A 22,781-nucleotide genomic window follows, 5' to 3' on the forward strand; every position below is an offset into this window, starting at 1 on the left:
GACCGCAGGGGAGGGCGCCGTGGACGATCGTGAGCCCGCCTGGGTGGTCGCGATGCGCCAGCTGGCCACCGAGGCCAGGCAGCGCCGCGAGGACGGCGTCCGAGCCCGGCTCCGCCTCGATGCCGCGAGAAGCCGCCCCGCCGGGAGCCGGCCGGCCCCACCCCCGGACGACGACGACCATGAGTGACCTCCTCGAGCTGCTCCTCGCAGCGCACGGCGGACTGGACCGCTGGCGGGCGGCGCAGCGGATCACCGGGCGGCAGCGCACCGGCGGACGGCTCGGCGCCGTCAAGGGGCAGCCCGACGCGCTGGCCGACGTGGAGGTGTCCGTGGACCTGCACCGGGAGCGCGCCTCGTACGCCCAGTTCCCCGGGCCGGGGCAGCGCACGGTCGTCACCCCGGGCCGGGTCCACGTCGAGAGCGAGGGCGGCCGGACCCTCGAGTCCCTGCAGGACCCTCGGGCGTCGTTCACCGGCCACGGGTTCACGACGCCGTGGACGGCGTTGCAGCAGGCCTACGTCGGCGGGTACGCGATGTGGACCTGGCTCACCGAGCCGTGGCACCTGACCTTCCCCGGGGTGCGCACGGTGGAGATCGATCCGTGGACCGAGGGCGGCCGGCGGCTGCGCCGGTTGCTGGTCACCTATCCGGTCACCATGGCCACGCACAGCCGCGAGCAGGTGCTGTACGTCGACGGCGACGGGCTGATCCGCCGCCGGGACTACAGCATCGACGTGGCCGGCGGCCTGCCCGGCGCCGACGTGGTGAGCGAGCACCGCGAGTACTCCGGGCTGGTCGTCCCGACCCGGCGGGTCGTGCACGGCAGGGACGCCGCGGACCGCGCGGTGCCCGGTCCGGTCCTCGTCTCGGTGGACCTGGCCGAGGTCACCGTCACCTGACCGGCGGCGCCGCCGGTCCTCGACCGCCCGCCTGTGCCCGCAGGGCGTCGCGGAGCTGGGCCCGGTAGGCGATGCCCAGCTTCGGGAACACGCGGGCCAGGTGGGTCGCCACGGTGCGGGGGGAGAGGGCTGTGCGCGCGGCGATCTCGCGGTTGGTCAGGCCTTCGGCAGCCAGCTCGGCGATCCGCCGCTCCTGCGTGGTGAGCCCGGTCAGGGGTGCCCCTCGGCGCGGCGCCGCGTCGGGGGTGCCGCCGGCAGCCCGCAGCTCGGCCGCGGCGGCGTCGGCCCAGGGGCTGGCGCCGGCGGCGGTCAGCGTCTCCAGTGCGGCGGCGAGCTGCTCCCGCGCGGCCGCGATCCGCCGCTGACGGCGCAACCACTCGCCGTAGACCAGCCGGGTGCGGGCCAGCTCCAGCGGCGCGTCACTGCCGAGGCCGGCCGCGACCGCGACCGCGTAGGCCTCCCCGGCCTCCTCGCCGACGGAGAGCAGTGCCCTCGCTCGGTGCACGAGGGACCACAGCGACGGGGAGTCGACGGAGCGGGCCCGGCGCTCGGCGTCGGCGACCACGGCGGCCGCCGAGTCACCGCGGCCGGCACGCACGGCTGCCTCTGCCAGGTCCGCCACCGCCCACGCGGCGGTCGTGGGGTGCTGCCCGACGAGCGCGAACTCCTGCTGCGCGGCCCGGTAACGGCGCTGGTTCATCGCCACGAGCCCGGCGGCCCAGTGCGCCCGGGCGCTCACCACGGCGGTGCGGTGCGATCCGGCCAGCTCCCGGTGCCGGCGCAGGGCCGCCTGCGCTGCGGCGTCCGCACCGCGCCAGGCGTGGACCCGTGCGGCCACGACCTCGGCGGCGGCGGCCAGCAACGGCAGCTCGGAGTCCAGCGCCGTCCGGGCTGCCGGTTCGGCGTCGGCCAGCGCGTCGACCAACTGCCCGCTCAGCACCCGGATCGCTGCCCGGCCGCACAGGAACGATGCCGCGTCCCCCGGCGCCTCCGCCGGGGCGTGCAGGTGGCAACCGGCGTCCCAGACCGCCTGGGCCGCCGGCACGTCGTGCAGCGCCTCCGCCATCGCTGCGAGGCTCGCGAGCGCCCACGGGTACCGGGTCCGGACGACGTCCAGCAGCTCCAGCGGGGCGGATCGGGACTCCGCGGCGCGGGTGGACGGATCGAGCAGCGCAAGGCCGACCGTCTTCAGGGGGTGCGGAGTGTCGTCCAGGGTCTCCAGCCCTCCGCGGACCGCCGCGCGGGTGGTCTCGGGCGCCGCCAGCTCCCAGGTTCGCGTGGCTGCCGCGGCGAGGAGCTGGACACGGGCCTCGGGATGGTCACGGCCCGACGGCCCGCCCAGGCGTCCGGCCACCGCCACCAGCTCATCCGGGGACCGGCCGACCACCAGGTCGGTCCCGCTGCTGAGTGTCCACTCGGCCAAGGCGAGCTCCCGGACGGCGTTCCCCTCGTCGGCGAGCGGCATGGCTTCCCGCAGGGCATCGACCGACTCCCGGGTCAGGCCCGCACGCCGGGCCGACTCCGCGGCGGAGACGAGCCGGCGGACCCGGTTCCCGAGAGCGGGGGAGAGGGCGGCGGCCCGGCGCTGGGCGGCGAACGCCTCCCACCGGGCACCGCGCTGGAGTGCGCGTGCCGCCGCGGCCTCCAGTCCTGCCGCGACCGACTCGTCCGGGCCGTAGCTGGCCTCCGCGCGGTGCCACGCGACGCGCTCGGGGTCGTCCGCCAGCCCGGCCAGCAGGTGGTGCGCCGCGGCGCGCTCCGCCGACGTCGCGGCACCGTAGACGGCCGAGCCGATGAGGGGGTGCCGGAAGGAGAAGTGACCGCCGGTCACCGCCCCCAGGCCCGCGCTCTCGACCGGCCGGAGCAGCGCGACCGCCTCGTCGAAGCCGCCCGCGGCGGCCACGACGCGGAACAGCGGCACGTTCCCGCCGTCCGCCGCTGCCACGAGCAGGAACTGCCGGCTGGCGGCCGGCAGCTGGTCGAAGGACTCGAGGAACGCCTGCTTCATCCGTGCCGTGGTCGGCAGCTGATCGGGCAGCGCGGGCGCCGCGGCCGGCCGGACGGCGCCGGGCGCGGTCGCCAGCTCGGTGAGCGCGAGCGGGTTCCCGCCGGCCACTGCGACGACCGCCTCGCGCATGCCCGGGGCCAACTGCGGGGCGACGGCCTCGAGCAGCCGTTGGGACTCCGCCTCGGTGAGCGGAGCCAGGGTGAGCCGACGGCCCGGGAAGTCCGCCGGGGGGACCGGCGCATCGGGGCGGCTCCGCACCGTTGCGAGGAGCAGCAGCGGTAGGTCGGCCAGCCTGCGGGCGAGGAAGACGAGCACGTCGATGCTGGACTGGTCGACGTGGTGCAGGTCCTCGACCACGACGAGGGCGGGCCCGGTGGCGACCACCTCCTCCATCAGGCGGAGCACGGCGAGGGAGAGGAGGAGGGGGTCGGGCGCCGGTCCTTCCTCCAGCCCGAACGCCGTCAGCAGCGCGGCCCGCTGGCGCGCGGGCAGGGCGCCGACCCGGTGCAGCGCCGGGTGGAGCAGCTCGTGCAGGGCGGCGAACCCCAGGGACGCCTCGCCCAGGACACCCGAGCACCGGAGCTCCCGGAAGCCGGCCGACCGGGCCATCTCGGTCGCGGCCGCGGCCAGCGCCGTCTTGCCCAGGCCGGCGTCGCCCTCGACGACCAGCGCGAGACCCGTGGTGGTCGCCGTGCGGACCGCCTCGCGCAGCACGGCGAGCTCCGACTCCCGCCCGATCAGCACCGCCGGTCCCTCCTGCTCCGAGCACGGCCACGCCGTCGGCCCCGGCGGGTGCACGGTAGTCCAGGTTCGGGCCCGGTGGGGCCGGCCGGGCTACCGGACCGCTCCGGGGACGTGGCGGGGCAGTCCGGAAGCGCAGTCGATCGACGGATGCCGGGGGGCGGGGGAGAGGTGCCAGCGTCTGGCCGTCCGACGGCGCAGCACGCGCCGTCCCGACCGGAAGGACCGATCCATGACCACTCAGCAGACCCCGCCCGTCGTCCTCGAGCCGGAGTTCCAGCAGCTCGCCGACGCCACCGCCAACCCGCCCTACCTGTACGACCTCGGCCCCGAGTCGGCTCGGAAGGTCCTCGACGACATCCAGTCCGGCGCCGTCGAGAAGCTCCCGGTGGACGAGCACTGGATCACCGTCCCGGCCGACGTCGGCGACGTGCCGGTCCGGATCGTGCGGCCCGCCGGAGCGTCCGGGCAGCTCCCCGTGCTCCTCTACATGCACGGCGGCGGATGGGTTCTCGGCAATGCGGGAACGCACGACAGGCTGGTCCGAGAGCTGGCCGTCGGCGCCGACGCCGCCGTGGTGTTCGTCGAGTACAGCCGGTCACCGGAGGCGAGGTACCCGGTGGCCATCGAGCAGGGCTACGCCACGGCTCGGTGGATCACCGAGCAGGGCGCCGAGCACGGTCTGGACGCCACCCGGCTGGCCGTCGCCGGCGATTCGGTGGGCGGCAACATGACCGCGGCCCTCACCCTGATGGCCAAGGACCGCGGTGACGTCTCCTTCGTGCACCAGTCGCTGTACTACCCGGTCACCGACGCCGCGATGGACACCCCCTCCTACGTCCGGTTCGCCGAGGGGCCGTTCCTGAGGGCGAAGGCCATGGAGTGGTTCTGGGACGCCTACACCACCGACCCCGCCCAGCGGGCCCAGGTCACCGCGTCGCCACTGCGGGCCACCCCGGAGCAGCTCGCGGGTCTTCCGCCGGCGTTCCTCCTGGTGGCCGAGGCCGACGTCCTGCGCGACGAGGGCGAGGCCTATGCCGCCGCGCTGCGCTCGGCCGGCGTCCCGGTGACCACGGTCCGCTACGACGGGGTGCACCACGACTTCATGATGCTCGACCCGGTCAGCCAGACCCTCGGCGCACGCGCCGCCATCGGGCAGTCGATCGCGATGCTCCGGGCGGCCTTCGGCAAGTGAACGAACAGTCGATCGACGTACGCGAAGCAGCCGCCGCGCTTCCTACGTTCGCTCCACCAGCGCCGCGACGTCGGATCCGATGCACCGGGGCCGCTGTCCACCGAGAGGAAGAGAACGATGACCACCAGCACCCTCGAGGCCCGCACGGACCCGAGCAAGCCCACCGTGGTGCTCGTCCACGGGGCCTTCGCCGACTCGTCCAGCTGGAACGGCGTGATCACCCAGCTCAAGGCCGACGGCTATCCCGTGGTCGGGGTGGCCAACCCGCTCCGAGACCTGCACCGCGACGCCGACTTCGTGCGCAGTGTCCTCGACGACGTGGACGGGCCGATCGTCCTCGCGGGCCACTCCTACGGCGGCAGCGTGATGAGCGAGGCGGCCGACGGCAATCCGAAGGTGAAGGCGCTGGTGTTCGTCGCCAGCTTCCTCCTGGAGGAGGGCGAGAGCACCGGTGAGCTGGCCGGGAAGTTCCCCGGCAACGAGCTCGGGCCGGCCCTGCGCCCGGTGTCCGTCACCGGTCCCGACGGGCAGCCTGTGGACGACCTCTACATCGAGCAGGAGAAGTTCCGGGCGGTCTTCGCCGCGGACGTGCCGGAGGACGTCGCCGCGCTGATGGCGGTCACCCAGCGTCCCATCGTCGCCGACGCGCTCGAGGGGAAGGCGACGAAGGCCGCGTGGAAGACCATCCCCTCCTGGAACCTGATCACGCGCCAGGACCTCGCCGTCCCGGCCGAGTCGCAGCAGTTCATGGGCGAGCGTGCCCAGGCGACGAACGTCGAGATCGACGCCTCCCACGCCGTGACGGTCTCCCAGCCCGGCGCTGTTGCCCGGCTGATCGACGAGGCCGCCCGCGCCACGGCCGGCTGACCGGACGGCGCCTGTGACACCGGGCCCGCCCCGTCGTCGAGACGGGAGAGGGCGGGGCGGGCCCCCGCAGGATCGGGTGCCGGAGATGCACGCGTTCGACCTGATCGGCATCTGGTGCGGAACCGGGCGATCGGGGTCGAGTCGAGGGCCGGGCGGTCGGCGGTTGCTGCGGCAACGCCCCGAGGTTCGGCGCGGTGAACACGCCGACGATCGTCGCTCGCACGACGAGATCTCGCCGAGCGCACCGTCCTGGACGACAACGGAGGAGCAGAGATGGGAAGTGCGGATCGCGGGCGCCTGGATGGGCGTCGAGCGCTCGTCACCGGCGGGTCGAAGGGATCGGGTGCAGCCGTGGCCGAACGGCTTCGCGCGCTCGGCGCCGACGTGTATGCAACGGCCCGGACGATGCCCGACGGGTACGAGTTCCCGGACCGCTTCATCGCGGCCGACACCTCGACCGTCGAGGGCACGGCGCTCGTCGGGGCGCGTATCGAGGAGACCGGTGGTGTCGACATCCTCGTGCACGTCGTAGGAGGTGCGTCCACGCCATCCGGCGGGTTCGCGGCGATCACGGATGAGCAGTGGATGATCGAGTTGAACCTCAATCTCCTCGGCGCCGTGCGGCTCGATCGAGCGCTTCTGCCGTCGATGGTCCGGTCCGGGCACGGCGTGGTGCTCCACTTCACGTCCATCCAGCGGCAGATGCCGCAGTACGACGCAACTCTCGCGTACGCGGCCGCAAAAGCCGCGTTGCGCACGTACAGCAAAGGCCTGGCGAACGAGCTCGCGCCGCACGGTGTGCGGGTCAATGCGATCAGTCCCGGGGGGATCGAGACCGAGGCCTATGAGAGGTTCGTGGATCGGATCGCGGAAGGGAATGGCCTGAGCCGGGAGGGAGCGAAGCAGAGGATCCTCGACTCCCTCGGCGGAGTCCCTCTCGGCCGTTTCGCGAGAACGGAGGAGGTCGCCGATCTCGTGGGCTTCCTGGTGTCCGACCAGGCGTCGGCGATCGTCGGTGCGGAGTACGTCATCGACGGCGGTACCGTCCCGACGGTCTAGACCGATGGGCATCGGAGCCGGCGCGAGCAGCCGTGTGGCGACACGAGCGATCCCCGCCTGGGTGGCTGCCGCCGCTCTTCCACCACCCGGACAGAGCTTCAGCAGCCGCGAGGCGTGGTCCGGGCTGTGACGAGGACGGGGGCGCCAACCCGTCCAGGGCGCGCCCGCACGCAGAAGACGTGCCCTGTCGGAAAGGAGTCGCCGTGGGCGCCATGGACGAACTGATCAGCCCAGCCGTCGTTGCACGGCTACGGGCTGCGCTCGAAGCGGTTGCGCCCACCAGCGACTTCTCCGCTCTGGTCCAGGCGGAAGGTGCCGTACGGGGCGTCCGCCTCAGGGAGCGGGTGGACATCGTCCGCGATGCTCTCCTCAGCGACGTCCCGGCGGGCTTCCCCGCCGCCGAGCGCGTGGTGCTCGACGTGCTGGAGGAGCCGCGTCTCGACGGGTGGATGATCTGGCCCACCACCGAGTTCGTCGCGTCGAGAGCACTCGAATCCGGCTCGACGCGGAACTTCGACGCCGCCATGGCACTCCTCGCCCGGCTCACCGTCGGGCTGACGGGCGAGTTCGCCGTTCGCGAGCTCCTGAACGCGCGACCCGAGCGCGCCCTTTGCATCATGCAGACCTGGACGGGGCATGACAGCGAGCACGTGCGGCGACTCGCCACGGAGGGCTCTCGCGCCTACCTGCCCTGGGCGAAGCGGGTGCCGTGGCTGCTTGCCCATCCTCGTGCGACACGAGGCATCCTGGACGCCACCTACCGGGACCCGGCCGAGTACGTGCGGCGCTCGGTCGCCAACCATCTCAACGACCTCAGTCGCGTCGATCCCTCCGTCGTCACGGACACCGCCGCCGCGTGGGCCGGCGACCCGGACGCCAGCACTCCCTGGGTGCTCCGGCACGGCCTGAGGACGCTGATCAAGCGGGCCGATCCCACCGCGCTGGCGCTCCTGGGCTTCACCGGGAAGAGCCTCCGCGTGGCCCGGCCGCGCATCTCCGGTGAGGTCGTTCCCTGGGGAGGGGAACTCACGTTCACGACCGTCGTCACCAACGAGGGGGAGACGGACGCCACCGTGGCGATCGACTACTCCATCGGATTCCGACGTGCCAACGGGTCCGTCAGCGGGAAGACCTTCAAGCTCGGGTCACGACGCATCGCCGCCGGCGGAAGCACCGTCGTCACGAAGACCCACTCCTTCCGGCCCATCACCACCCGGACGTACTACCCGGGGCCGCACCACGTCACCGTGCAGGCGAACGGGGTCCTCTCTCCACCCGAGGAGTTCGTCCTGGGAAGGGCGGACGAGGACGAGAACGGTCGTGATGACGCGCGTCAAGGGCAGCGAGGCGCCTGAGGTCCAGGAGCTGGGAGCGGCCGCCGAGCCTGCGGACGTCAACCTGCGTCGGTCGGAACGGTCGGCGAGAACTCCACGGCACACCGACCGACGAAGGCAGTGAGGGCGAGATCATGAGCGAAGTGGCCGAGCGGGTCCTGAGCACCGTGTCGTCGATCCCCAGGGGGCAGGTGATGACCTATGGCGAGGTCGCCGAGGTGGCCGGCACGGGCGCGCGTGCCGTGGGCCGGATCCTGCGCAACGGCGGTCACGACGTGCCGTGGTGGCGGGTGGTCGATGCCAAGGGGCGGCCGGTCCAAGGCGCGGCCCACGAGGCGCTCGCTCAGTTCCTCGAGGAATCCACCCCTTTGCTGCACCGTGGCCACGACGTGCGAGTGGATCTCGCGCAGGCATCGTGGAGCATCCACGATGCCGTGCGCGATACGTGACCCCGGGGCCTGCTGTGCTGGCGGTTGGCCACCACGATGCCGGGTGGATCGCCCGGGAGCATCCGGTCTTGGGCAGCCGCTGGCTCAGGGCCCGGCGAAGACGCCGTCGCCGAGGGCCTCGGTGCGACCGGGGGCCGGTTCGGTGTAGCGACCGGCCTCGTGGCGGGCGACGACGAAGTGGTGCACCTCGTCGGGCCCGTCGGCCAGGCGGAGGGTGCGCTGGCTGGTGTACATGTCGGCCAGCGGCGTCCACTGCGACACCCCGGTGGCGCCGTGGATCTGGATGGCCTGGTCGATGATCTGGCACACCTTCTCCGGCACCATCGCCTTCACCGCCGAGACGTAGACGCGGGCCTGGGAGTTGCCGAGCACGTCCATCGCCTTGGCGGCCTTCAGCACCATGAGCCGGCAGGCATCGAGCTCGATGCGCGCCCGCGACACCGTCTCCATGTTCTTGCCGAGGTTCAGGATCGGCTTGCCGAACGCCTCCCGGAACTTGCCCCGGCGGATCATCAACTCCAGCGCCTTCTCGCCCTGGCCGATCGCACGCATGCAGTGGTGGATGCGCCCGGGCCCCAGGCGCACCTGGCTGATCTCGAAGCCACGGCCCTCGCCGAGCAGCATGTTGGAGGCGGGCACGCGCACGTCGGTGAACCGGATGTGCATGTGGCCGTGGGGGGCGTCGTCGCGGCCGAACACCTGCATCGGGCCGAGCACTTCGACGCCGGGGGTGTCCATCGGCACGAGGATCTGCGACTGCTGCGCGTGCGCCGGCGCGTCGGGGTTCGTCTGGCACATGACGATCATGATCTTGCAGCGGGGATCGCCGGCGCCGGAGATGTAGTACTTCTCGCCGTCGAGGACGTACTCGTCGCCGTCGCGCACCGCCCGGAGCCGGATGTTCTTGGCGTCGGAGCTGCCGACGTCGGGCTCGGTCATGGCGTAGGCGGAGCGGATCTCGCCGTTGAGGAGCGGCTCGAGCCACTGGGCCTTCTGCTCGGGCGTCCCGACGCGCTCGAGCACCTCCATGTTGCCGGTGTCGGGGGCCGAGCAGTTGAGCGACTCGGAGCCGAGCGGGTACTTGCCGAGCTCGACGGCGATGTAGGCGTAGTCGAGGTTGGTCAGGCCGCCGACCTCGGAGTCGGGGAGGAAGAAGTTCCACAGGCCGGCCTCCTTGGCCTTGGCCTTGGCCCCCTCGAGCGCCTCGAGCTGACCCGGCGCGTACGACCAACGGTCGGCGCGCCCTTCGCCGAGCCGGAAGTACTCCTCCTGCATCGGCGCGACCACGTCCTCGAGAAATCGGACGACTCGGTCGAAGAGCGGCCGGGCCTCCTCGCTCATGCGCAGGTCGAACAGCTCCGTTGGCTCAGCGGTCTGCATCAGGTGTCCCTCTCAGCTGGTCCGTGCGGCGGCGGGGGCCCACCGGGAGCGCAGCGAGAAGCGCAGCAACGACCTGGTCCCGGTAGGACGAAGCCTCGAGGGTGGCATAGCGGGGTAGTCGGCCGCTCGGACTCTTCCCGCGAAACAGGTTCTGATGCCCCGAGGACTGTGCGCCGCCGGATACGCCGCGGTTGCTGCTCCCTGGAACGACGAAGCCCCACGAGGTGGATCGTGGGGCCCCCGTTCGGTGACCGAGGGGCGACACGGTACATACGCACACGTCTGCGAGGCGCCCGCTGACGGATCCGCCGTGGTCGCCACGGACTGCCCCAGCACGTCGGTCAGCCCCCGACCCTGCGCCCCGGTCAGGCGCCCCCCCCGGAGCGTGTCCATCCTCAGTCCGACCGGGGGCGCCGGGGGGGCTGGGTGAGGCGCAGGAACGCATCGACTGCCAACTGGGCCCGCCGCTGTCGGTCCGGGCCGCTCGGCGGCGCCTCACCCAGCAGGGCGCGGATCTGCACGTCCTGGATGACCAACCCGTAGAAGAGAGCGAAGGCGCTGCCTGGATCCTCGATCACGAGCACACCGTCGTCGGCGAGCCTGGACAGGTAGCCCTCGACAAGCGGACCCGTGGTGTGCCGGCCGTGGCGCAGGAGCACGACAGCCAGCGGCGACGAGGTCATGGCCGCACGGTTCAGGGCCAGTGACGTCTCGCTGGTCAGCAGGTCCAGCAGCCCGCGGGCGATGCCGAGCAGGACGTCTGACGGGGCTCCACCGCGGTTGACCGCCTGCTCCACCAGTGCGTTCGTGGCAGCCGACTGGCGCCGGATGAGTGCGGTGACCATGCCCTCCTTGCTGGCGAACCACGAGTAGAGGCTCTCCTTCGACGAGCCCGCGCGGGCGGCTACGGCGCTCATGGTCATCCGCTCGTAGCCGGCCCGGAGGATCTCTTCGAGGGCAGCGTCGAGCGCCTGATCGCGTCGTTGCGCACGCTCCGCCTCGGGTGGTCGGCCGCGTCGTCGTCCGCCGGGAATGGGCACTTGACAACCGTACCGGACAGTTCGAATCTATCCGAACCGACCGGTTCGATTCCGAGGAGCAGCTCATGCTCGGCACATCCACGTACCCCGCGACCGACGCCAGCAGCGGCGGCGCACGACGCTCCCGGATCGAGTCGGCACTGCTCGCTGCGTCGACGGTGGCCACCGGGCTGATGGCGGGCTTCTTCTTCGCCTACGCCTGCTCGGTCATGGTGGGCCTCGCCAGGACGGAGGCCAGGACGTTCATCGAGGCGATGCAGTGGATCAACGCCACGGTGCGCAACGCGGCCTTCGGGCCGGTCTTCTTCGGCGCTCTCGTGCTCACCGTCGCGGCCGCGGCGCTCGTCCTGGCACGTCGTCGCCCCGCTCGGTTGTGGGTGGTCGCGGCCGCCGTCCTCTACGCCGGCGCATTCCTCGTCACCATGGGCTTCTCGGTTCCGCTCAACGAGCAGCTGGCCTCGGCCGGTCCGGTCAGGGCGATCGCCGACCCGTCCGCGGTCCGGGCAGCCTACGAAGGACCGTGGGTCGCCTGGAATCTGGTGCGTACCGCGCTGAGCACTGCCGCCTTCGTCGCCCTCGTCGCAGCTCTGGTCCGGCGCCGGCGCTGACCTGGTGGCAGCTCGACGTCGGCGACGCGCGCTCTGCGCCGGGGCACTGCTCGCTCCGCCGATGATCGCCCGTGGGCGGCCCGGGCCGCGATCCGGGCCGCCGGGGGAGCGCCGCAGTGGGATCGGTGCTCATCGCGGCCGCGCCCAGCACCCCCGGTGCTCGGCTCGGCGTGCGGTCGCCGGAAGCGGCGCCGGGGCAGCCACTTCGGCGCTCGTGGCCGCGGGAGCCGTCATCGTCCGCGCGGAGACCGAAGGCCGCACCCAGGCAAGCGGCCGGGTCGTACTGACGTCGGGCCGAGGACCGCCACGGGGCTCCGTTGGTGCCTGCGCCCATGCCGACGTCTGCCCCGGGCTCCACGCGACCGCCAGGAGCTCCCGAGTCGAGCCGCTGTCCTCCGCCTGGAGTACTTGCCACGACGATTCTCGTTGCGCAGCCGGCGCTGGATCTGCTCGGCCGCCCTCAGAACGCCCGTATCGACTTATATAAGTAGGGGCCGGTAGAGTCGGGTTCGTGCACGCGTTCGACATCCTCGGCGACCCGGTGCGCCGACGAATACTGGAGCTGCTTGCCGACGGCGAGCAGACCTCGGGCCGAATCACGGACGTCATCCGGGCCGAGTTCGGACTCTCCCAGCCGGGTGTCTCACAGCATCTGCGCGTGCTGCGTGACAGCGGGTTCACGTCGGTGCGACCTGAGGGAGCTCGCCGGTTCTATGCCGTCGAGCCCCGGCCGCTGAGCGAGGTCGACGCATGGTTGGACCGGTTTCGCCGGTTGTGGCAACAGCGCCTCGACGCCCTGGAGACCGAACTGGCCCGGGGCAGGCGTGCAGCTCGGACTGCGGCTGGTGGGGAGTCCACTCGACCGGCCGAGCCTGGCATCGATGCGGACAAGACGGATCCAGCAGCGAGGGGCACATGACGTGAAAGACGTACTGGACGAACTGGCCGCCGCGCGCCGGGTGATGGGGAAGGGCAGCGTGCCCGCCGGCGAGGCGTACACCATCGAGTTGCGGCGGCGATACGAAGCGCAGATCGACGACGTCTGGGACGCCGTTACCAGCCCCGAGCGGCTGCATCGCTGGTTGAGCCCGGTCACCGGGGATCTGCGGCTCGGCGGGAAGTTCGAGTTGGACAGTGGCGAGCACGGCGAGATCCCTCCGGTGCGAGCCGCCGCGGTTGCTGAAGGTGTCCTGGCTCTACGGGCCGGACGCCGACGCTTGGCCCGGCACGAGCGAGGTGGAAGTGCGTCTGGTCCCGGGGCCGACCGGCGACACCGAGTTCGAGCTGATCCACGCGGCGGTCGTCGAGGAGCCCCTCTTCCCGACCTACGGCCCCGGTGCCGGCGGCGTCGGCTGGGACCTGCATCTCCTCGCCCTGGCCCGGCTGTTGGCCGGTGGCGAGACCGCCGACCACGAGGTGGTCCAGAGATCGCCCGAAGGGCGCGAGCTCATCCGCCGCAGCGCAGCGGCCTGGGGCGATGCTCACCTGGTCGCCGGTGGCGAACCGGAGCACGTCGCGGCCGCGGTCGAGGCCACCATCACGTTCTACGCGCCCGACCCGACCTGAACTCCCCGCTGCGGTGAGCTGATCGGCGTTCATGGCGCTCGCAAGACGGATGTCAGGCATCCGCGTCGAAGAGCAGACGAGCAGCACAACAGGCAGGTTGACCCACCGCCGGGAGGAAGGCGCGACATGAAGTACACCAACTCGATCGAGATCGCCCTGCCGCGAGAGAAAGTGGCCCAGCTGCTCGCCGACCCGGCGCACCTACCGAAGTGGCTGCGAGACCTGACTCTGCACGAGCCCGTGGAGGGGATGCACGGACAGCTCGGGACCACGTCCCGGGTCGTGATGCAGTCGGGGAAGCGGACGTTCGAGTGCACCGAGACGATCACACGCCGGGATCCGCCAGACCTGGAGGCGATCCCCACAGAGGCCGTCGTCCACTTCGAGCGAGAGATCGTCGGCGCGGGCATGTGGAGCGTCGTGCGCGATCGGCTGACCGAAGCCAGTCCGGGGTCGACGCTCTGGGAGAGCGAGAGCGAATACCGGTTCGCCGGTCCGCTCATGCGGCTGGTGGCGCGGCTCATGCCCAGCGCCTTCCACAAGCAGTCGCAACAGCACATGGAGGATTTCAAGGCGTTCGCCGAACAGGGGAAGGACGTCCGCGAACTGAGGGACTGATCTGCCGCGATCAGCAACGAGAAACTCCGGCGGCGATCGGCCGTCGCTCGGCGCGATCGCGAGCGGGCACAGCCGTCGAGGAGTCACGAAGCCACCTGCCGTAGCGCTGGAGCGGCCAGCGGAGGGGCGGAGGGATGGCAGGACGACACGGGCCGCGGACGTAAGAAACGGCCAGGTGCCGGACATTGCAAGGTGTGACAGCGACGGGAAGCGGTTCGGCGGCGGAACCCGAGACCAGCCGGTTCACCGCACTCTGGAAGGAGCACGCCCCTCGGGTGCTCGCCTACGCGCAGCGGCACACCGACCAGGAGACCGCGCACGAGGTCGTGTCGGAGACGTTCCTCGTGGCCTGGCGGCGACTGGCCGATGTTCCGGGGGATCCATTGCCCTGGCTGCTCGTCGTCGCCCGCAACACGCTCACCAACCACCGTCGCTCGGGCTACCGACAAGCCCTGCTGCAGGGCGAGTTGCAGCGGCTGACCGAACTGACCGAGTACGGCCCGGCAGCCGAGATCTCCGCTGTCGAGCGCCAAGCGATGCTGGCAGCCCTGGCCACGCTCACCTCGATCGAGCGGGAGGCGCTGCTGCTCGTCGCCTGGGACGGGTTGAGCGCCCCGCACGCCGCGCAGGTGGCCGGCTGCTCGGCTACCACCTTCGCCGTTCGGTTGCACCGTGCGCGCCGACGATTGCGGGAGGCGACCGCCGACCCCGAACCAGCCCCACTCCGCATCCGAGCGACACGTCCAAGGAGCGCCTCGTGAACGAGACGACCGATCCGCTCACCCGCCTCCAGGCGCTTCGCCCGGCTCCCGCGCTGGACGAGGACTGGTCGGCTGCTGAACTCGCCCGCATCACCGCCTTCACCACAGCGTCCCGGACGGAGCAGCGGCTCCCCAGGCGCCACCGCCGGAAGATCGTGTCCGTTGCCTTGTCCGGGGCGTTGCTCGCCGGCGGCATCGGGACAGCGGCCGCGACCGGCCTCCTGCCAGACCGACTCGTCGACCTGCTGGCCTCGAGGGCCACCGACCCGGATTCCGCTGCTGCGACCGTCCAGCGAGCTGGGACCGCTCCTGGACCCGACGGGCGGGTTTTCACGGTGGTGACATGGGAGGAAGACCCCGCAAACGGCTACACCTGGTGCACCGCGCCCGTGTTCGAGACGGCGGAAAGCGCCGCTGGACCAGCACCCGCCGACTTCTACGAGAACGGCGGGGCGTGCGGTCCCGGGAGCTTCCCGAACGACTTCGCGGCGGAGACGGGTATTTCCGGAGCCGACCCGTACGTCGTGTACGTGGTGCGCGCCGGGACCGCCGTGCGCGGCGAGATGCAACTGCCCGACGGATCGACCTACCCGACCGTGCTCGCACGTGGGTGGCTGCACGGGTGGTTCCCCCCTGGGGCCGACGGCGTGCTGACCGGCTATGAGGCCGACGGCTCTGTCGCAGGCACTCTGGAGTTCTCCGGAGGCCTCCCACGTTGAGCAACGCGACCACACGGACGTCGCCTCGAGCTTGATCGAGCGTGGCGCAAAGCGCTTCTTGCGGTCCTCATGCGTCCGGCCGATCCGCGGGTTGCACGCAAGACTGCCACGATCCGCGCGGTCCCCGAGAACGCCAGGGATACCGGCCACCGGATGTGTGTGTGGGGGGGGTCTCACGCGTTCCGCGACACCCCGTCAGGGGAGGTCGCGCGCTTCATCGACGGTTCGACGACAAGTGCGTTGGAGTCGTGCGGTCACGCGTACGCCCCGCCGCCGGGCCATCAGTGCCGCGTCCTCGCGAGGCGGGGCACCGCAACAGGATCAGACGCGGCGTCCGCTCAAGGATGGGGCACAGCGCCGATGACCCCATCGACGAAGAACCCCCACGGCTTGACAGCTGCGGGGGTTCAACTCGGTGTCCGAGGGGCGACACGGTACATACGCACACGGCTGCACGCGTGATCCAGTCCGCGACCTCGCCGTACGGGATGTCGAGCGTTGGCTGTCGTGCATCCCGCATCGGATCGTCAGCATCAGGCGGACCGGAACCCGAGAAGTCGATCCTCGGCTCCAACCGCACGGTGGTGCCACGTAGCGGTGGACCACCCCGAGGTGCGGCCTGGAGCAACGACGCCCAGGAGGCTCCGGTGGGTTGTCGCATCCGTGCCGGCTGTGCTGACGCCGGCCGCCGTGGTTACGTCCGCGCCCCGGTCTCGGTTCCAGTGCACGTGGTGGTCGGCGCAACGACGATGGGTTGAAGACGCGCGGCTGAACGGCCTCGACGACGCGCGCCACGAGGGAGCGGAGCCGCCAGGCGCTCACACCCCTCGCGCGGGAGCGACGGTGCTGACGCGGCGCATGGCGAGCGCGCCGAGCGTGGGGCCCGGGGCGAGGAGCAGGAACGCGTACTGCCAGCCGACGCCCTCGGCGATGAGAGGGACCAGTTGAATGCTGAGCACGGTGAGGGCGAACCCGATGGCGGTCTGGGCGCTGAGGGCGGTGCCGACGAAGCGGCGGTCGGCGACCTCGGACAGCGCGGTGGAGAACACGCCCGAGTCGGCGATGACCGAGGCGCCCCAGATGGCGCAGAACAGGGCGAGCACGGGTGCCGGGGCGAGGAACGCCAGTGGCGACAGCAGGCAGCAGGCGCCGCTGACGGTCAAGGCGGTGACGGCCGCCGCGGAGCGCCCGAACCGGTCGGCCGCCCATCCTCCGAGCAGGCACCCGGCCAGGCCGAAGAGACCCATGGTGACGAAGACCAGGATGTGGGAATACGCGCCGAACGCGGCCGACGATGCGGCGTGGAGCACGAACGACGGAAGCCAGGTCCACAGCGCGTACAGCTCCCACATGTGCCCGAAGTAGCCGAGATTGACCAGCCGCGGCCCGGGCTGGGCGAACATCTGCAGCGCGTACCGGGGGTGCAGCCTGATGGGGCCGCTCGACAGGTGCGGTCCCGGGCGGACCGCGGTGAGGGCCAGGACGGCACCGAGCAGACCGGTCCCGGCCGTCACCTGCAGCACTTCCCGCCAGGGAAGGTCCACCAGCCCGCCGATCAGGTGCGGAAGCATCGATCCGAGAGTCAGCGCGCCGATGAGCAGACCCATGGCCAGACCCCGCCTGCTGCTGATCGCCCAGGAGGCCATCAGCTTGATGCCGACCGGGTAGACGCCGGCGAGGAACCCCCCGGTCAGGAACCGCAGGCCCAACGCGACGGGAAGCCCGTCGGCGAGAACGGCCAGGCCGAGGGTGGCCAGGGCGGCGAGCGCGGCGCTGGCGGCCATGAGGACGTGCGGTGGGAACCGGTCGGCGAGGTTGAGCACGGTGGAGACAAGCGCTCCGGTGACGAAACCCAGCTGGACGGTTCCGGTGAGCCAGACCGCCGAAGCGCTGGAGATGTCCCACTCGGTCTGCAGGCTGGGAACTACCGCGGAGACAGAGAACCACACGGCCAGTCCGAGGACCTGGACCGCTGCGATCGCCGCGCGCTGTGTCCCCGGTGTCATGAGCAGGGTGTTCGTCCCGTCGCGAGTCGGTCGTGCTGATGGTGGGAACGGTCCTTGCCGGGCCCACTGAAAGTCCGGTTCCGGTACGCCGTCCCCGTCGGACCGTATCCAGGGGGAACGTGGCCAGCAGCCCGGCCACGTGCAGCGCGAGGCAGAGCGGTGTTCGACGCCGCCTGCCGAGCTCGGCGACGCGGGTAACGAGCGCGAGCCGCGTCCGGACGTCGGGACAGGGCGCCTGAGACAGCGTCCACCTCGCCCGGTGCACGGCCTACGTGCCACCTAATGCGAACAACGTCGGGCCGGTCGGCTGGAGAGAGAGGCCGATGCGGGGCAGCTCTTCAGGCATCAGGCAGACGTACCGGTACGAGAAACGGAAGAACCCCCACCGGCCAGTGAGGCTGTGGGGGTTCAACTCGGTGTCCGAGGGGGGACTTGAACCCCCACGCCCGATAAAGGGCACTAGCACCTCAAGCTAGCGCGTCTGCCATTCCGCCACCCGGACGAGTGCGTGGAGAAGACTACCTGACCGCAGAGGCCGGATCACGCACCCCCCGGCGGCCCGGTCGCGGTTCAGACGGCGGCCAGCGCAACCCGCCCGCGCCCGGCCCGCTTCGCGTCGTAGAGGGCCGCGTCGGCCGCGGTGTAGAGCCCCCGTCGGTCACGGGAGTGCTGCGGCACGTGGGCCACGCCGAGGCTGATCGACAGCGGCAGCTGGGTGCCGTCGCTGAGCACCAGCGGCTCGGATCGGACTGCGTGCAGCAGCTCCTCGGCGCGCCGCACGGCGACGGCGCGGTCGCAGCCGGGGAGCAGGACGGCGAGCTCGTCCCCGCCCAGCCGGGACAGCACGGCGTCGTGGATGCGGATGTGACCGCGCAGCACAGCGGCGAGGTGCACCAGGACGTCGTCGCCGACCGGGTGGCCGTGGTTGTCGTTGATCGCCTTGAAGCAGTCGACGTCGATCAGCACCAGGGCCGTCCCCCGGGGCACCGACCGGCTGAGCGACCGCTCGAGCGCCTCGTCGAAGGCGCGCCGGGTCGCCAGCCCGGTCAGGGCGTCGACGGTGAGCTGGCGCTGCAGGGCGTCGACCAGCACTTCCTGGGTGCGGTTGGCCCGCACGAGGAGCGTGGCCATGGCGACCAGCAGGGCGCCGAAGAAGAAGAAGTCGGCCAGCGCGGCAGCGGGGGACAGCAGCACCAGCAGGGTGAGCAGCTCGGCGGCCAGCGCGCTCGCGGTCACCAGCACCACCGCCGGGGTCCGCAGGTGGACGGCCGTCCAGAGCACCGGGAACGCGTAGAACGCCTGGGCGCCGGCTGTCGTGTCCGACGTCAGCAGGTTCAGCGAGCCGGTGAGCGCCACGCCGGCCAGGGCCAGCGCGAGGAAGCCGTTCGCCCGGTCGATGCGCTCCGGCGGCAGCGCCCGGCACGCCGCCGCCGCGCCCAGCAATGCGGCCAGGCCCACCCAGTGCACGACCTGCGCCGCGGCGCCGCCGTCCGATTCGTACAACACCGGCAGGACGAACAGGACCGCCGCGCTGACCACCAGCAGGACCGAGCCGTTGGCGGCGGCGGCTCGGGGTTCACGGGCGCCGAAAGGGCGCATCGTCCTCACGGCCGATCCATCGACCCGGGGATTCGGACGGTGGAGTACCGCATCACTCGCTCGGGTGAGCACCGTCGAGGTGGCACCATCGCGACCATGGCCGACACCCCCGCCCCGCTGGCCGGCGCCCAGGCCGAGGTGGCCGAGCTGCTCAGCGACCTTATCCGGATCGACACCACCAACACCGGCAGCACGTCGACCAGCGCGGGGGAGCGGACCGCCGCCGAGTGGGTCGCCGGCAAGCTCGACGAGGTCGGGATCAGCAGCGTCATCCACGAGTCCGAGCGGGGCCGGGCCAGCCTGGTCGCCCGCATCCCGGGCGCCGACCGCAGCCGCCCGGCCCTGCTCGTGCACGGCCACCTCGACGTCGTGCCCGCCGACCCCGCCGAGTGGAGCGTGCACCCGTTCTCCGGCGAGGAGCGGGACGGCTACATCTGGGGCCGCGGCGCGGTCGACATGAAGGACATGGACGCCATGGTGCTGGCGCTGGTGCGTGACTGGGCGCGCACCGGCGTCCAGCCGCCGCGCGACATCGTGCTCGCCTTCGTCGCCGACGAGGAGGCCGGCGGGAAGCTCGGCGCGCACTTCCTGGTCGACGAGCACCCCGACCTGTTCGAGGGGTGCACCGAGGCGATCAGCGAGGTCGGCGGCTTCAGCATCACCGTCCACGACGACCTGCGCCTCTACCTGGTGCAGACCGCCGAGAAGGGCCTGGCGTGGATGCGGCTGACCGCCGCGGGGAAGCCAGGCCACGGCTCGATGCTGCACGAGGACAACGCCGTCACCCGGCTGTGCGAGGCGGTCGCCCGCGTCGGCGCCCACCGGTTCCCGATCACCCTCACCCCGCCGATGCGCCAGTTCATCGCCGCGGTCGAGGACGCCTACGGCATCGAGGTCGACCTCGCCGAGCCCGAGCTCGCGCTGGCCCGGCTCGGCAGCATCAGCCGGATGATCGGCGCCGCGCTGCGCAACACCGCCAACCCCACGATGCTCGACGCCGGCTACAAGGCCAACGTCATCCCCGGGACGGCGAGCGCCACCGTGGACGGCCGCTTCCTCTACGGGCAGGAGGAGGAGTTCGAGCGCCAGCTCGCCGCGCTGATCGGTGAAGGGGTGCAGCGCGAGTGGCTGGTGCACGACCAGGCGGTGGAGACGACGTTCGACGGCCCGCTGGTCGACCAGATGATCGCGGCGCTCAAGGCGGAGGACGACGGCGCCCGGCCGGTGCCGTTCACCATGAGCGGCGGCACCGACGCCAAGAGCTTCCAGCGCCTGGGCATGCGCTGCTTCGGGTTCTCCCCGCTGAGGCTGCCGGCCGACCTGGACTTCGCCTCGCTGTTCCACGGCATCGACGAGCGGGTGCCGGTCGAGTCCCTCCGGTTCGGCGTCCGGGTGCTCGACCGCTTCCTGCGCAACGCATGATGTGATGCGGGGGTGACCTCTCCCACACCCCGCCCCGGTTCCGTCGCCCTCATCACCGGAGGGACCGGCGGCTTCGGCCGCGCCCTCGCCACCAAGCTGCGCGAGCGCGAGGTCACCGTCGTCCTCGCCGACCTCGGCAGCGAGCGCAACCGCCAGGTCGCGGCCGACCTCGGGTGCGAGTTCGCCGTCCTCGACGTCACCGACCGCGCGGCCAACGAGGAGCTCGTCGCCCGGATCGAGGCCGACCACGGCCGGCTGGACGCCGCCTACCTCAACGCCGGCATCTCCGCGGCCAAGAGCGACGACGTCCTCGACCTCGACGAGTTCATGCGGGTGGTCGACGTCGACCTGTTCGGCGTCGTCTACGGCGTGGCCGCGGCCCGCCCGGCGATCAAGCGCGCCGGGGGCGGCGCCATGGTGGTCACCGCGTCGCTGGCCGGCCTCTCGCCCATGGCGACCGACCCGGGCTACAGCGTCGCCAAGGGGGGCGCCATCGCCTTCGTCCGCTCCATGGCGCCGCGGCTGGCGGCCGAGGGGACGACGATCTCGGCGATCTGCCCCGGGTTCGCCGACACCGCGATCATCGACCGGATCCGCGACCAGTTCACCGCTGCCGGCTTCCCGGTGCTCACCGCCGAGGAGGTGGCCGACGCGATGGTCATGGCCTGGGGCTCGGCCGAGCCCGGCGCGGCCTACGTGATCCAGCCCGGCGTCGGCACGGTGCCCTACAAGTTCAAGGGCGTGCCCAGCGCCAGGACGACGGCGGGCGAGACCGCCGTCGTGCCCGAGGCGCTGCGCCCGCCGTCGATGCGCTGAGTCAGTCCTGCCGGCAGGAGTACAGGAACGCCGGCGGCACGTTCCACGGGGTGATCCGCCACCGCACCGTGGTGAACCGCTTCCGGAGCTCGGGCAGCAGCAGCGGCGAGTACTGGATGACCACAGTGGTGCCGCCCGGCGCCATCGCCCGGGGGACCACGTCCAGGATCCGTCGCCGCAGGCCCGGCTCCAGCGAGGTGTAGGGCAACGCGGAGACGACGACGTCGGCGCGCGCGTCACCGAGGTGGGCCTCGAGGTTCTCCGCGGAGTCGCAGACAACCTGCACGCGGGGGTCGTCGAACCGCTCGTCCAGCAGCTTGGCCAGGCGGGGGTCGATCTCGAAGGTGATCAGCCGCGCGCCGGGGCGCAGCCGGGCCAGGATCTCCTGGGTCTGCGCCCCGGTGCCGGCGCCCAGCTCGACCACCAGCTCGGCTCCCGGCACGTCGGCCATGTCCAGCATGTCGCGCACCGCCGCACGCGAGGTGGGGAGCACCGCCCCCACCTGCCGCGGGTGGGCGAGGAACGCGCCGAGGAAGCGCAACCGGTCTGTGAACTGCTCGATCATCGAATTCCCTCCCGGGCCGCCGCGGGGGAGGGCGGCCACCGCCCCGCACCCTGGCACGCCTGCCGCACCGGGGCGAGCCGGAGGGGAGGGGGCACGTGACGGCGGTCACCGGTGATCTGGCAAGGTCGGGCCATGCGTGCATGGCGGGTACACGAACTCGGTGATCCCTCGAAGGTCATGAGCCTCGACGACGTCGACCAGCCCACACCGGGCGAGGGCCAGGTGCTGGTCAAGGTGCGGGCGGCGGCCTTGAACTTCCCCGACGTCCTGATGGCCATGGGCATGTACCAGGAGAAGCCGCCGCTGCCCTACACCCCGGGCGTCGAGCTGTGCGGCGAGATCGTCGAGACCGGCCAGCGGGTCATCGGCTCGCCGTCCGGCGGCCCCGGCGCCTTCGCCGAGTACGCGCTGATGGACGCGAACAACGCCTGGGCCGTGCCCGACTCGATGACCGACGAGAAGGCCGCATCGCTGTATCTCACCTACCAGACCGGGTACGTGGGCCTGCACCGCCGAGCCGGCATCAAGGCCGGTGACTGGTTGCTGGTGCACGCCGGCGCCGGAGGTGTGGGGACCGCGGCCATCCAGATCGGCAAGGCCGCCGGGGCGAAGGTCATCGCGACGGCCGGCGGCGCCCGGAAGACCGGGATCTGCCGCGAGCTCGGGGCCGACCACGTCATCGACTACACGACCGAGGACTTCGTCCCGATCGTCAAGGAGGTCACCGGCGGGCACGGTGCCGACATCGTCTACGACCCGGTCGGCGGCGACGTCTTCGACAAGTCCCGCAAGTGCATCGCCTTCGAGGGCCGGATCGTCGTCGTCGGCTTCACCAGCGGCCGCATCCCCGAGGCGCCGGCCAACCACCTGCTGGTCAAGAACTACAGCGTCGTGGGCCTGCACTGGGGGCTGTACCGGAAGATGGAGCCCTCGCTCATCGGCAAGGTGCACGACGAGCTCGTGAAGCTCATCGAGTCCGGCGCCGTCGACCCGCTCGTGGGGGAGTCCCTGCCGCTGGACCAGGCGCCGCAGGCGCTGGCCAAGCTGGCCGACCGCAGCACCGTCGGCAAGGTCGTGCTGGTGCCCTGATACGGCCGGGCGGGGATCGGCGCCTAGCCTGGTCCCCGCC

Annotated in this window: 22 protein-coding genes, 1 tRNA gene and 1 pseudogene; 17 read left to right on the forward strand and 7 right to left on the reverse strand. The window is 72.0% G+C overall.

All coding sequences use genetic code 11. The features are described 5' to 3' along the window. The first annotated feature begins 19 nt into the window (after nucleotides 1-19). Both ACI79K_RS06615 and ACI79K_RS06620 read left to right on the forward strand, forming a co-directional pair. On the forward strand, nucleotides 20-187 hold the full coding sequence (locus ACI79K_RS06615) for a hypothetical protein (protein ID WP_456599290.1): 168 nt from the start codon (nucleotides 20-22) through the stop codon (nucleotides 185-187). Continuing rightward, the gene (locus ACI79K_RS06620; protein ID WP_456599291.1) at nucleotides 180-899 is read left to right on the forward strand and encodes a hypothetical protein; all 720 of its coding nucleotides are present in this window, start codon (nucleotides 180-182) and stop codon (nucleotides 897-899) included. The genes ACI79K_RS06615 and ACI79K_RS06620 overlap by 8 nt, the downstream gene beginning before the upstream one ends. Here the strand turns inward: ACI79K_RS06620 and ACI79K_RS06625 are convergent. Next, the gene (locus tag ACI79K_RS06625; protein ID WP_456599292.1) at nucleotides 892-3,651 is read right to left on the reverse strand and encodes an AAA family ATPase; all 2,760 of its coding nucleotides are present in this window, start codon (nucleotides 3,649-3,651) and stop codon (nucleotides 892-894) included. The two genes, ACI79K_RS06620 and ACI79K_RS06625, sit on opposite strands and share 8 nt — an antisense overlap. A 229-nt stretch (nucleotides 3,652-3,880) precedes the next feature. Here ACI79K_RS06625 and ACI79K_RS06630 point away from each other — a divergent pair, with 229 nt between their 5' ends. The 5 genes from ACI79K_RS06630 to ACI79K_RS06650 all read left to right on the forward strand — a co-directional run bounded on the left by ACI79K_RS06630 (nucleotide 3,881) and on the right by ACI79K_RS06650 (nucleotide 8,552). After that, nucleotides 3,881-4,843 (forward strand): alpha/beta hydrolase, encoded by a 963-nt coding sequence (locus ACI79K_RS06630; RefSeq protein WP_456595599.1) that lies wholly within the window; start codon nucleotides 3,881-3,883, stop codon nucleotides 4,841-4,843. A 117-nt stretch (nucleotides 4,844-4,960) separates the two neighbouring features. Beyond that, the gene (locus ACI79K_RS06635; protein WP_456587912.1) at nucleotides 4,961-5,710 is read left to right on the forward strand and encodes an alpha/beta fold hydrolase; all 750 of its coding nucleotides are present in this window, start codon (nucleotides 4,961-4,963) and stop codon (nucleotides 5,708-5,710) included. 273 nt (nucleotides 5,711-5,983) lie between these two features. Next, nucleotides 5,984-6,769 (forward strand): SDR family oxidoreductase, encoded by a 786-nt coding sequence (locus ACI79K_RS06640; RefSeq protein WP_456599293.1) that lies wholly within the window; start codon nucleotides 5,984-5,986, stop codon nucleotides 6,767-6,769. Nucleotides 6,770-6,972: 203 nt separating this feature from the next. Next, nucleotides 6,973-8,124, forward strand: a complete 1,152-nt coding sequence (locus ACI79K_RS06645) for a hypothetical protein (protein ID WP_456599294.1) — start codon at nucleotides 6,973-6,975, stop codon at nucleotides 8,122-8,124. A gap of 113 nt (nucleotides 8,125-8,237) precedes the next feature. After that, a complete protein-coding gene (locus ACI79K_RS06650; protein WP_456599295.1) occupies nucleotides 8,238-8,552 on the forward strand; it encodes an MGMT family protein in 315 nt (104 codons plus the stop codon). A gap of 84 nt (nucleotides 8,553-8,636) precedes the next feature. Here ACI79K_RS06650 and ACI79K_RS06655 read toward each other — a convergent pair whose 3' ends face one another. Both ACI79K_RS06655 and ACI79K_RS06660 read right to left on the reverse strand, forming a co-directional pair. Continuing rightward, a complete protein-coding gene (locus tag ACI79K_RS06655) occupies nucleotides 8,637-9,932 on the reverse strand; it encodes an acyl-CoA dehydrogenase family protein (RefSeq protein ID WP_456599296.1) in 1,296 nt (431 codons plus the stop codon). A 395-nt stretch (nucleotides 9,933-10,327) separates the two neighbouring features. Beyond that, nucleotides 10,328-10,972 carry a TetR/AcrR family transcriptional regulator gene (locus tag ACI79K_RS06660; protein WP_456599297.1) on the reverse strand — a complete coding sequence of 215 codons (645 nt, stop codon included), beginning with the start codon at nucleotides 10,970-10,972 and terminating at the stop codon, nucleotides 10,328-10,330. 65 nt (nucleotides 10,973-11,037) lie between these two features. Between ACI79K_RS06660 and ACI79K_RS06665 the strand changes: the two genes are divergently transcribed. The 7 genes and pseudogenes from ACI79K_RS06665 (at nucleotide 11,038) to ACI79K_RS06695 (ending at nucleotide 15,244) form a co-directional block, all read left to right on the forward strand. Further along, complete coding sequence (locus ACI79K_RS06665; RefSeq protein WP_456599298.1) at nucleotides 11,038-11,580, forward strand: anthrone oxygenase family protein; 543 nt, start codon at nucleotides 11,038-11,040, stop codon at nucleotides 11,578-11,580. Nucleotides 11,581-12,091: 511 nt separating this feature from the next. Continuing rightward, nucleotides 12,092-12,499, forward strand: a complete 408-nt coding sequence (locus tag ACI79K_RS06670; RefSeq protein WP_456599299.1) for an ArsR/SmtB family transcription factor — start codon at nucleotides 12,092-12,094, stop codon at nucleotides 12,497-12,499. Between the two features lie 43 nt (nucleotides 12,500-12,542). Continuing rightward, nucleotides 12,543-12,710, forward strand: a pseudogene (locus tag ACI79K_RS06675) (SRPBCC domain-containing protein); the annotation flags it as partial. Nucleotides 12,711-12,822: 112 nt separating this feature from the next. Next, nucleotides 12,823-13,146, forward strand: coding sequence for a hypothetical protein (locus ACI79K_RS06680; RefSeq protein ID WP_456599325.1), 324 nt, complete (start codon nucleotides 12,823-12,825; stop codon nucleotides 13,144-13,146). Nucleotides 13,147-13,272: 126 nt separating this feature from the next. Then, complete coding sequence (locus tag ACI79K_RS06685; RefSeq protein ID WP_456599300.1) at nucleotides 13,273-13,764, forward strand: SRPBCC family protein; 492 nt, start codon at nucleotides 13,273-13,275, stop codon at nucleotides 13,762-13,764. Between the two features lie 194 nt (nucleotides 13,765-13,958). Further along, a complete protein-coding gene (locus ACI79K_RS06690; protein ID WP_456599301.1) occupies nucleotides 13,959-14,525 on the forward strand; it encodes an RNA polymerase sigma factor in 567 nt (188 codons plus the stop codon). Beyond that, nucleotides 14,522-15,244 carry a hypothetical protein gene (locus tag ACI79K_RS06695; RefSeq protein WP_456587901.1) on the forward strand — a complete coding sequence of 241 codons (723 nt, stop codon included), beginning with the start codon at nucleotides 14,522-14,524 and terminating at the stop codon, nucleotides 15,242-15,244. The genes ACI79K_RS06690 and ACI79K_RS06695 overlap by 4 nt, the downstream gene beginning before the upstream one ends. Before the next feature lie 818 nt (nucleotides 15,245-16,062). On the opposite strand, the gene ACI79K_RS06700 is transcribed toward ACI79K_RS06695, so the two are convergent. The 3 genes from ACI79K_RS06700 to ACI79K_RS06710 form a co-directional block, all read right to left on the reverse strand. Beyond that, a complete protein-coding gene (locus ACI79K_RS06700) occupies nucleotides 16,063-17,250 on the reverse strand; it encodes an MFS transporter (RefSeq protein WP_456599302.1) in 1,188 nt (395 codons plus the stop codon). Nucleotides 17,251-17,667: 417 nt separating this feature from the next. Further along, nucleotides 17,668-17,752, reverse strand: a tRNA-Leu gene (locus ACI79K_RS06705). Nucleotides 17,753-17,820: 68 nt separating this feature from the next. Beyond that, entirely contained in the window at nucleotides 17,821-18,849 is a 1,029-nt protein-coding gene (locus ACI79K_RS06710) for a diguanylate cyclase (RefSeq protein ID WP_456599323.1), read from the reverse strand. A gap of 96 nt (nucleotides 18,850-18,945) precedes the next feature. Between ACI79K_RS06710 and ACI79K_RS06715 the strand changes: the two genes are divergently transcribed. Both ACI79K_RS06715 and ACI79K_RS06720 read left to right on the forward strand, forming a co-directional pair. Further along, entirely contained in the window at nucleotides 18,946-20,271 is a 1,326-nt protein-coding gene (locus tag ACI79K_RS06715; protein ID WP_456599303.1) for a M20/M25/M40 family metallo-hydrolase, read from the forward strand. Nucleotides 20,272-20,283: 12 nt separating this feature from the next. Continuing rightward, nucleotides 20,284-21,087: an SDR family oxidoreductase gene (locus tag ACI79K_RS06720; protein WP_456595624.1), complete on the forward strand. Its 804-nt coding sequence runs from the start codon at nucleotides 20,284-20,286 to the stop codon at nucleotides 21,085-21,087. A 1-nt stretch (nucleotide 21,088) separates the two neighbouring features. Here the strand turns inward: ACI79K_RS06720 and ACI79K_RS06725 are convergent, their stop codons facing one another. Then, nucleotides 21,089-21,652 (reverse strand): class I SAM-dependent methyltransferase, encoded by a 564-nt coding sequence (locus tag ACI79K_RS06725; protein ID WP_456587897.1) that lies wholly within the window; start codon nucleotides 21,650-21,652, stop codon nucleotides 21,089-21,091. A 177-nt stretch (nucleotides 21,653-21,829) separates the two neighbouring features. On the opposite strand from ACI79K_RS06725, the gene ACI79K_RS06730 reads away from it, so the two are divergent. After that, nucleotides 21,830-22,741, forward strand: a complete 912-nt coding sequence (locus ACI79K_RS06730; RefSeq protein WP_456599304.1) for an NADPH:quinone oxidoreductase family protein — start codon at nucleotides 21,830-21,832, stop codon at nucleotides 22,739-22,741. Nucleotides 22,742-22,781 lie beyond the last annotated feature (40 nt).

The sequence above is a fragment of the Blastococcus sp. SYSU DS0616 genome (genome assembly GCF_054051015.1).

Coding starts and splice junctions, on each gene's coding strand:
- ACI79K_RS06620 (WP_456599291.1), top strand. CDS start 180: ATGAGTGACCTCCTCGAGCTGCTCCTCGCAGCGCACGGCGGACTGGAC.
- ACI79K_RS06630 (WP_456595599.1), top strand. CDS start 3,881: ATGACCACTCAGCAGACCCCGCCCGTCGTCCTCGAGCCGGAGTTCCAG.
- ACI79K_RS06635 (WP_456587912.1), top strand. CDS start 4,961: ATGACCACCAGCACCCTCGAGGCCCGCACGGACCCGAGCAAGCCCACC.
- ACI79K_RS06640 (WP_456599293.1), top strand. CDS start 5,984: ATGGGAAGTGCGGATCGCGGGCGCCTGGATGGGCGTCGAGCGCTCGTC.
- ACI79K_RS06650 (WP_456599295.1), top strand. CDS start 8,238: ATGAGCGAAGTGGCCGAGCGGGTCCTGAGCACCGTGTCGTCGATCCCC.
- ACI79K_RS06655 (WP_456599296.1), bottom strand. CDS start 9,932: ATGCAGACCGCTGAGCCAACGGAGCTGTTCGACCTGCGCATGAGCGAG.
- ACI79K_RS06665 (WP_456599298.1), top strand. CDS start 11,038: ATGCTCGGCACATCCACGTACCCCGCGACCGACGCCAGCAGCGGCGGC.
- ACI79K_RS06685 (WP_456599300.1), top strand. CDS start 13,273: ATGAAGTACACCAACTCGATCGAGATCGCCCTGCCGCGAGAGAAAGTG.
- ACI79K_RS06700 (WP_456599302.1), bottom strand. CDS start 17,250: ATGACACCGGGGACACAGCGCGCGGCGATCGCAGCGGTCCAGGTCCTC.
- ACI79K_RS06710 (WP_456599323.1), bottom strand. CDS start 18,849: ATGCGCCCTTTCGGCGCCCGTGAACCCCGAGCCGCCGCCGCCAACGGC.
- ACI79K_RS06715 (WP_456599303.1), top strand. CDS start 18,946: ATGGCCGACACCCCCGCCCCGCTGGCCGGCGCCCAGGCCGAGGTGGCC.
- ACI79K_RS06725 (WP_456587897.1), bottom strand. CDS start 21,652: ATGATCGAGCAGTTCACAGACCGGTTGCGCTTCCTCGGCGCGTTCCTC.
- ACI79K_RS06730 (WP_456599304.1), top strand. CDS start 21,830: ATGAGCCTCGACGACGTCGACCAGCCCACACCGGGCGAGGGCCAGGTG.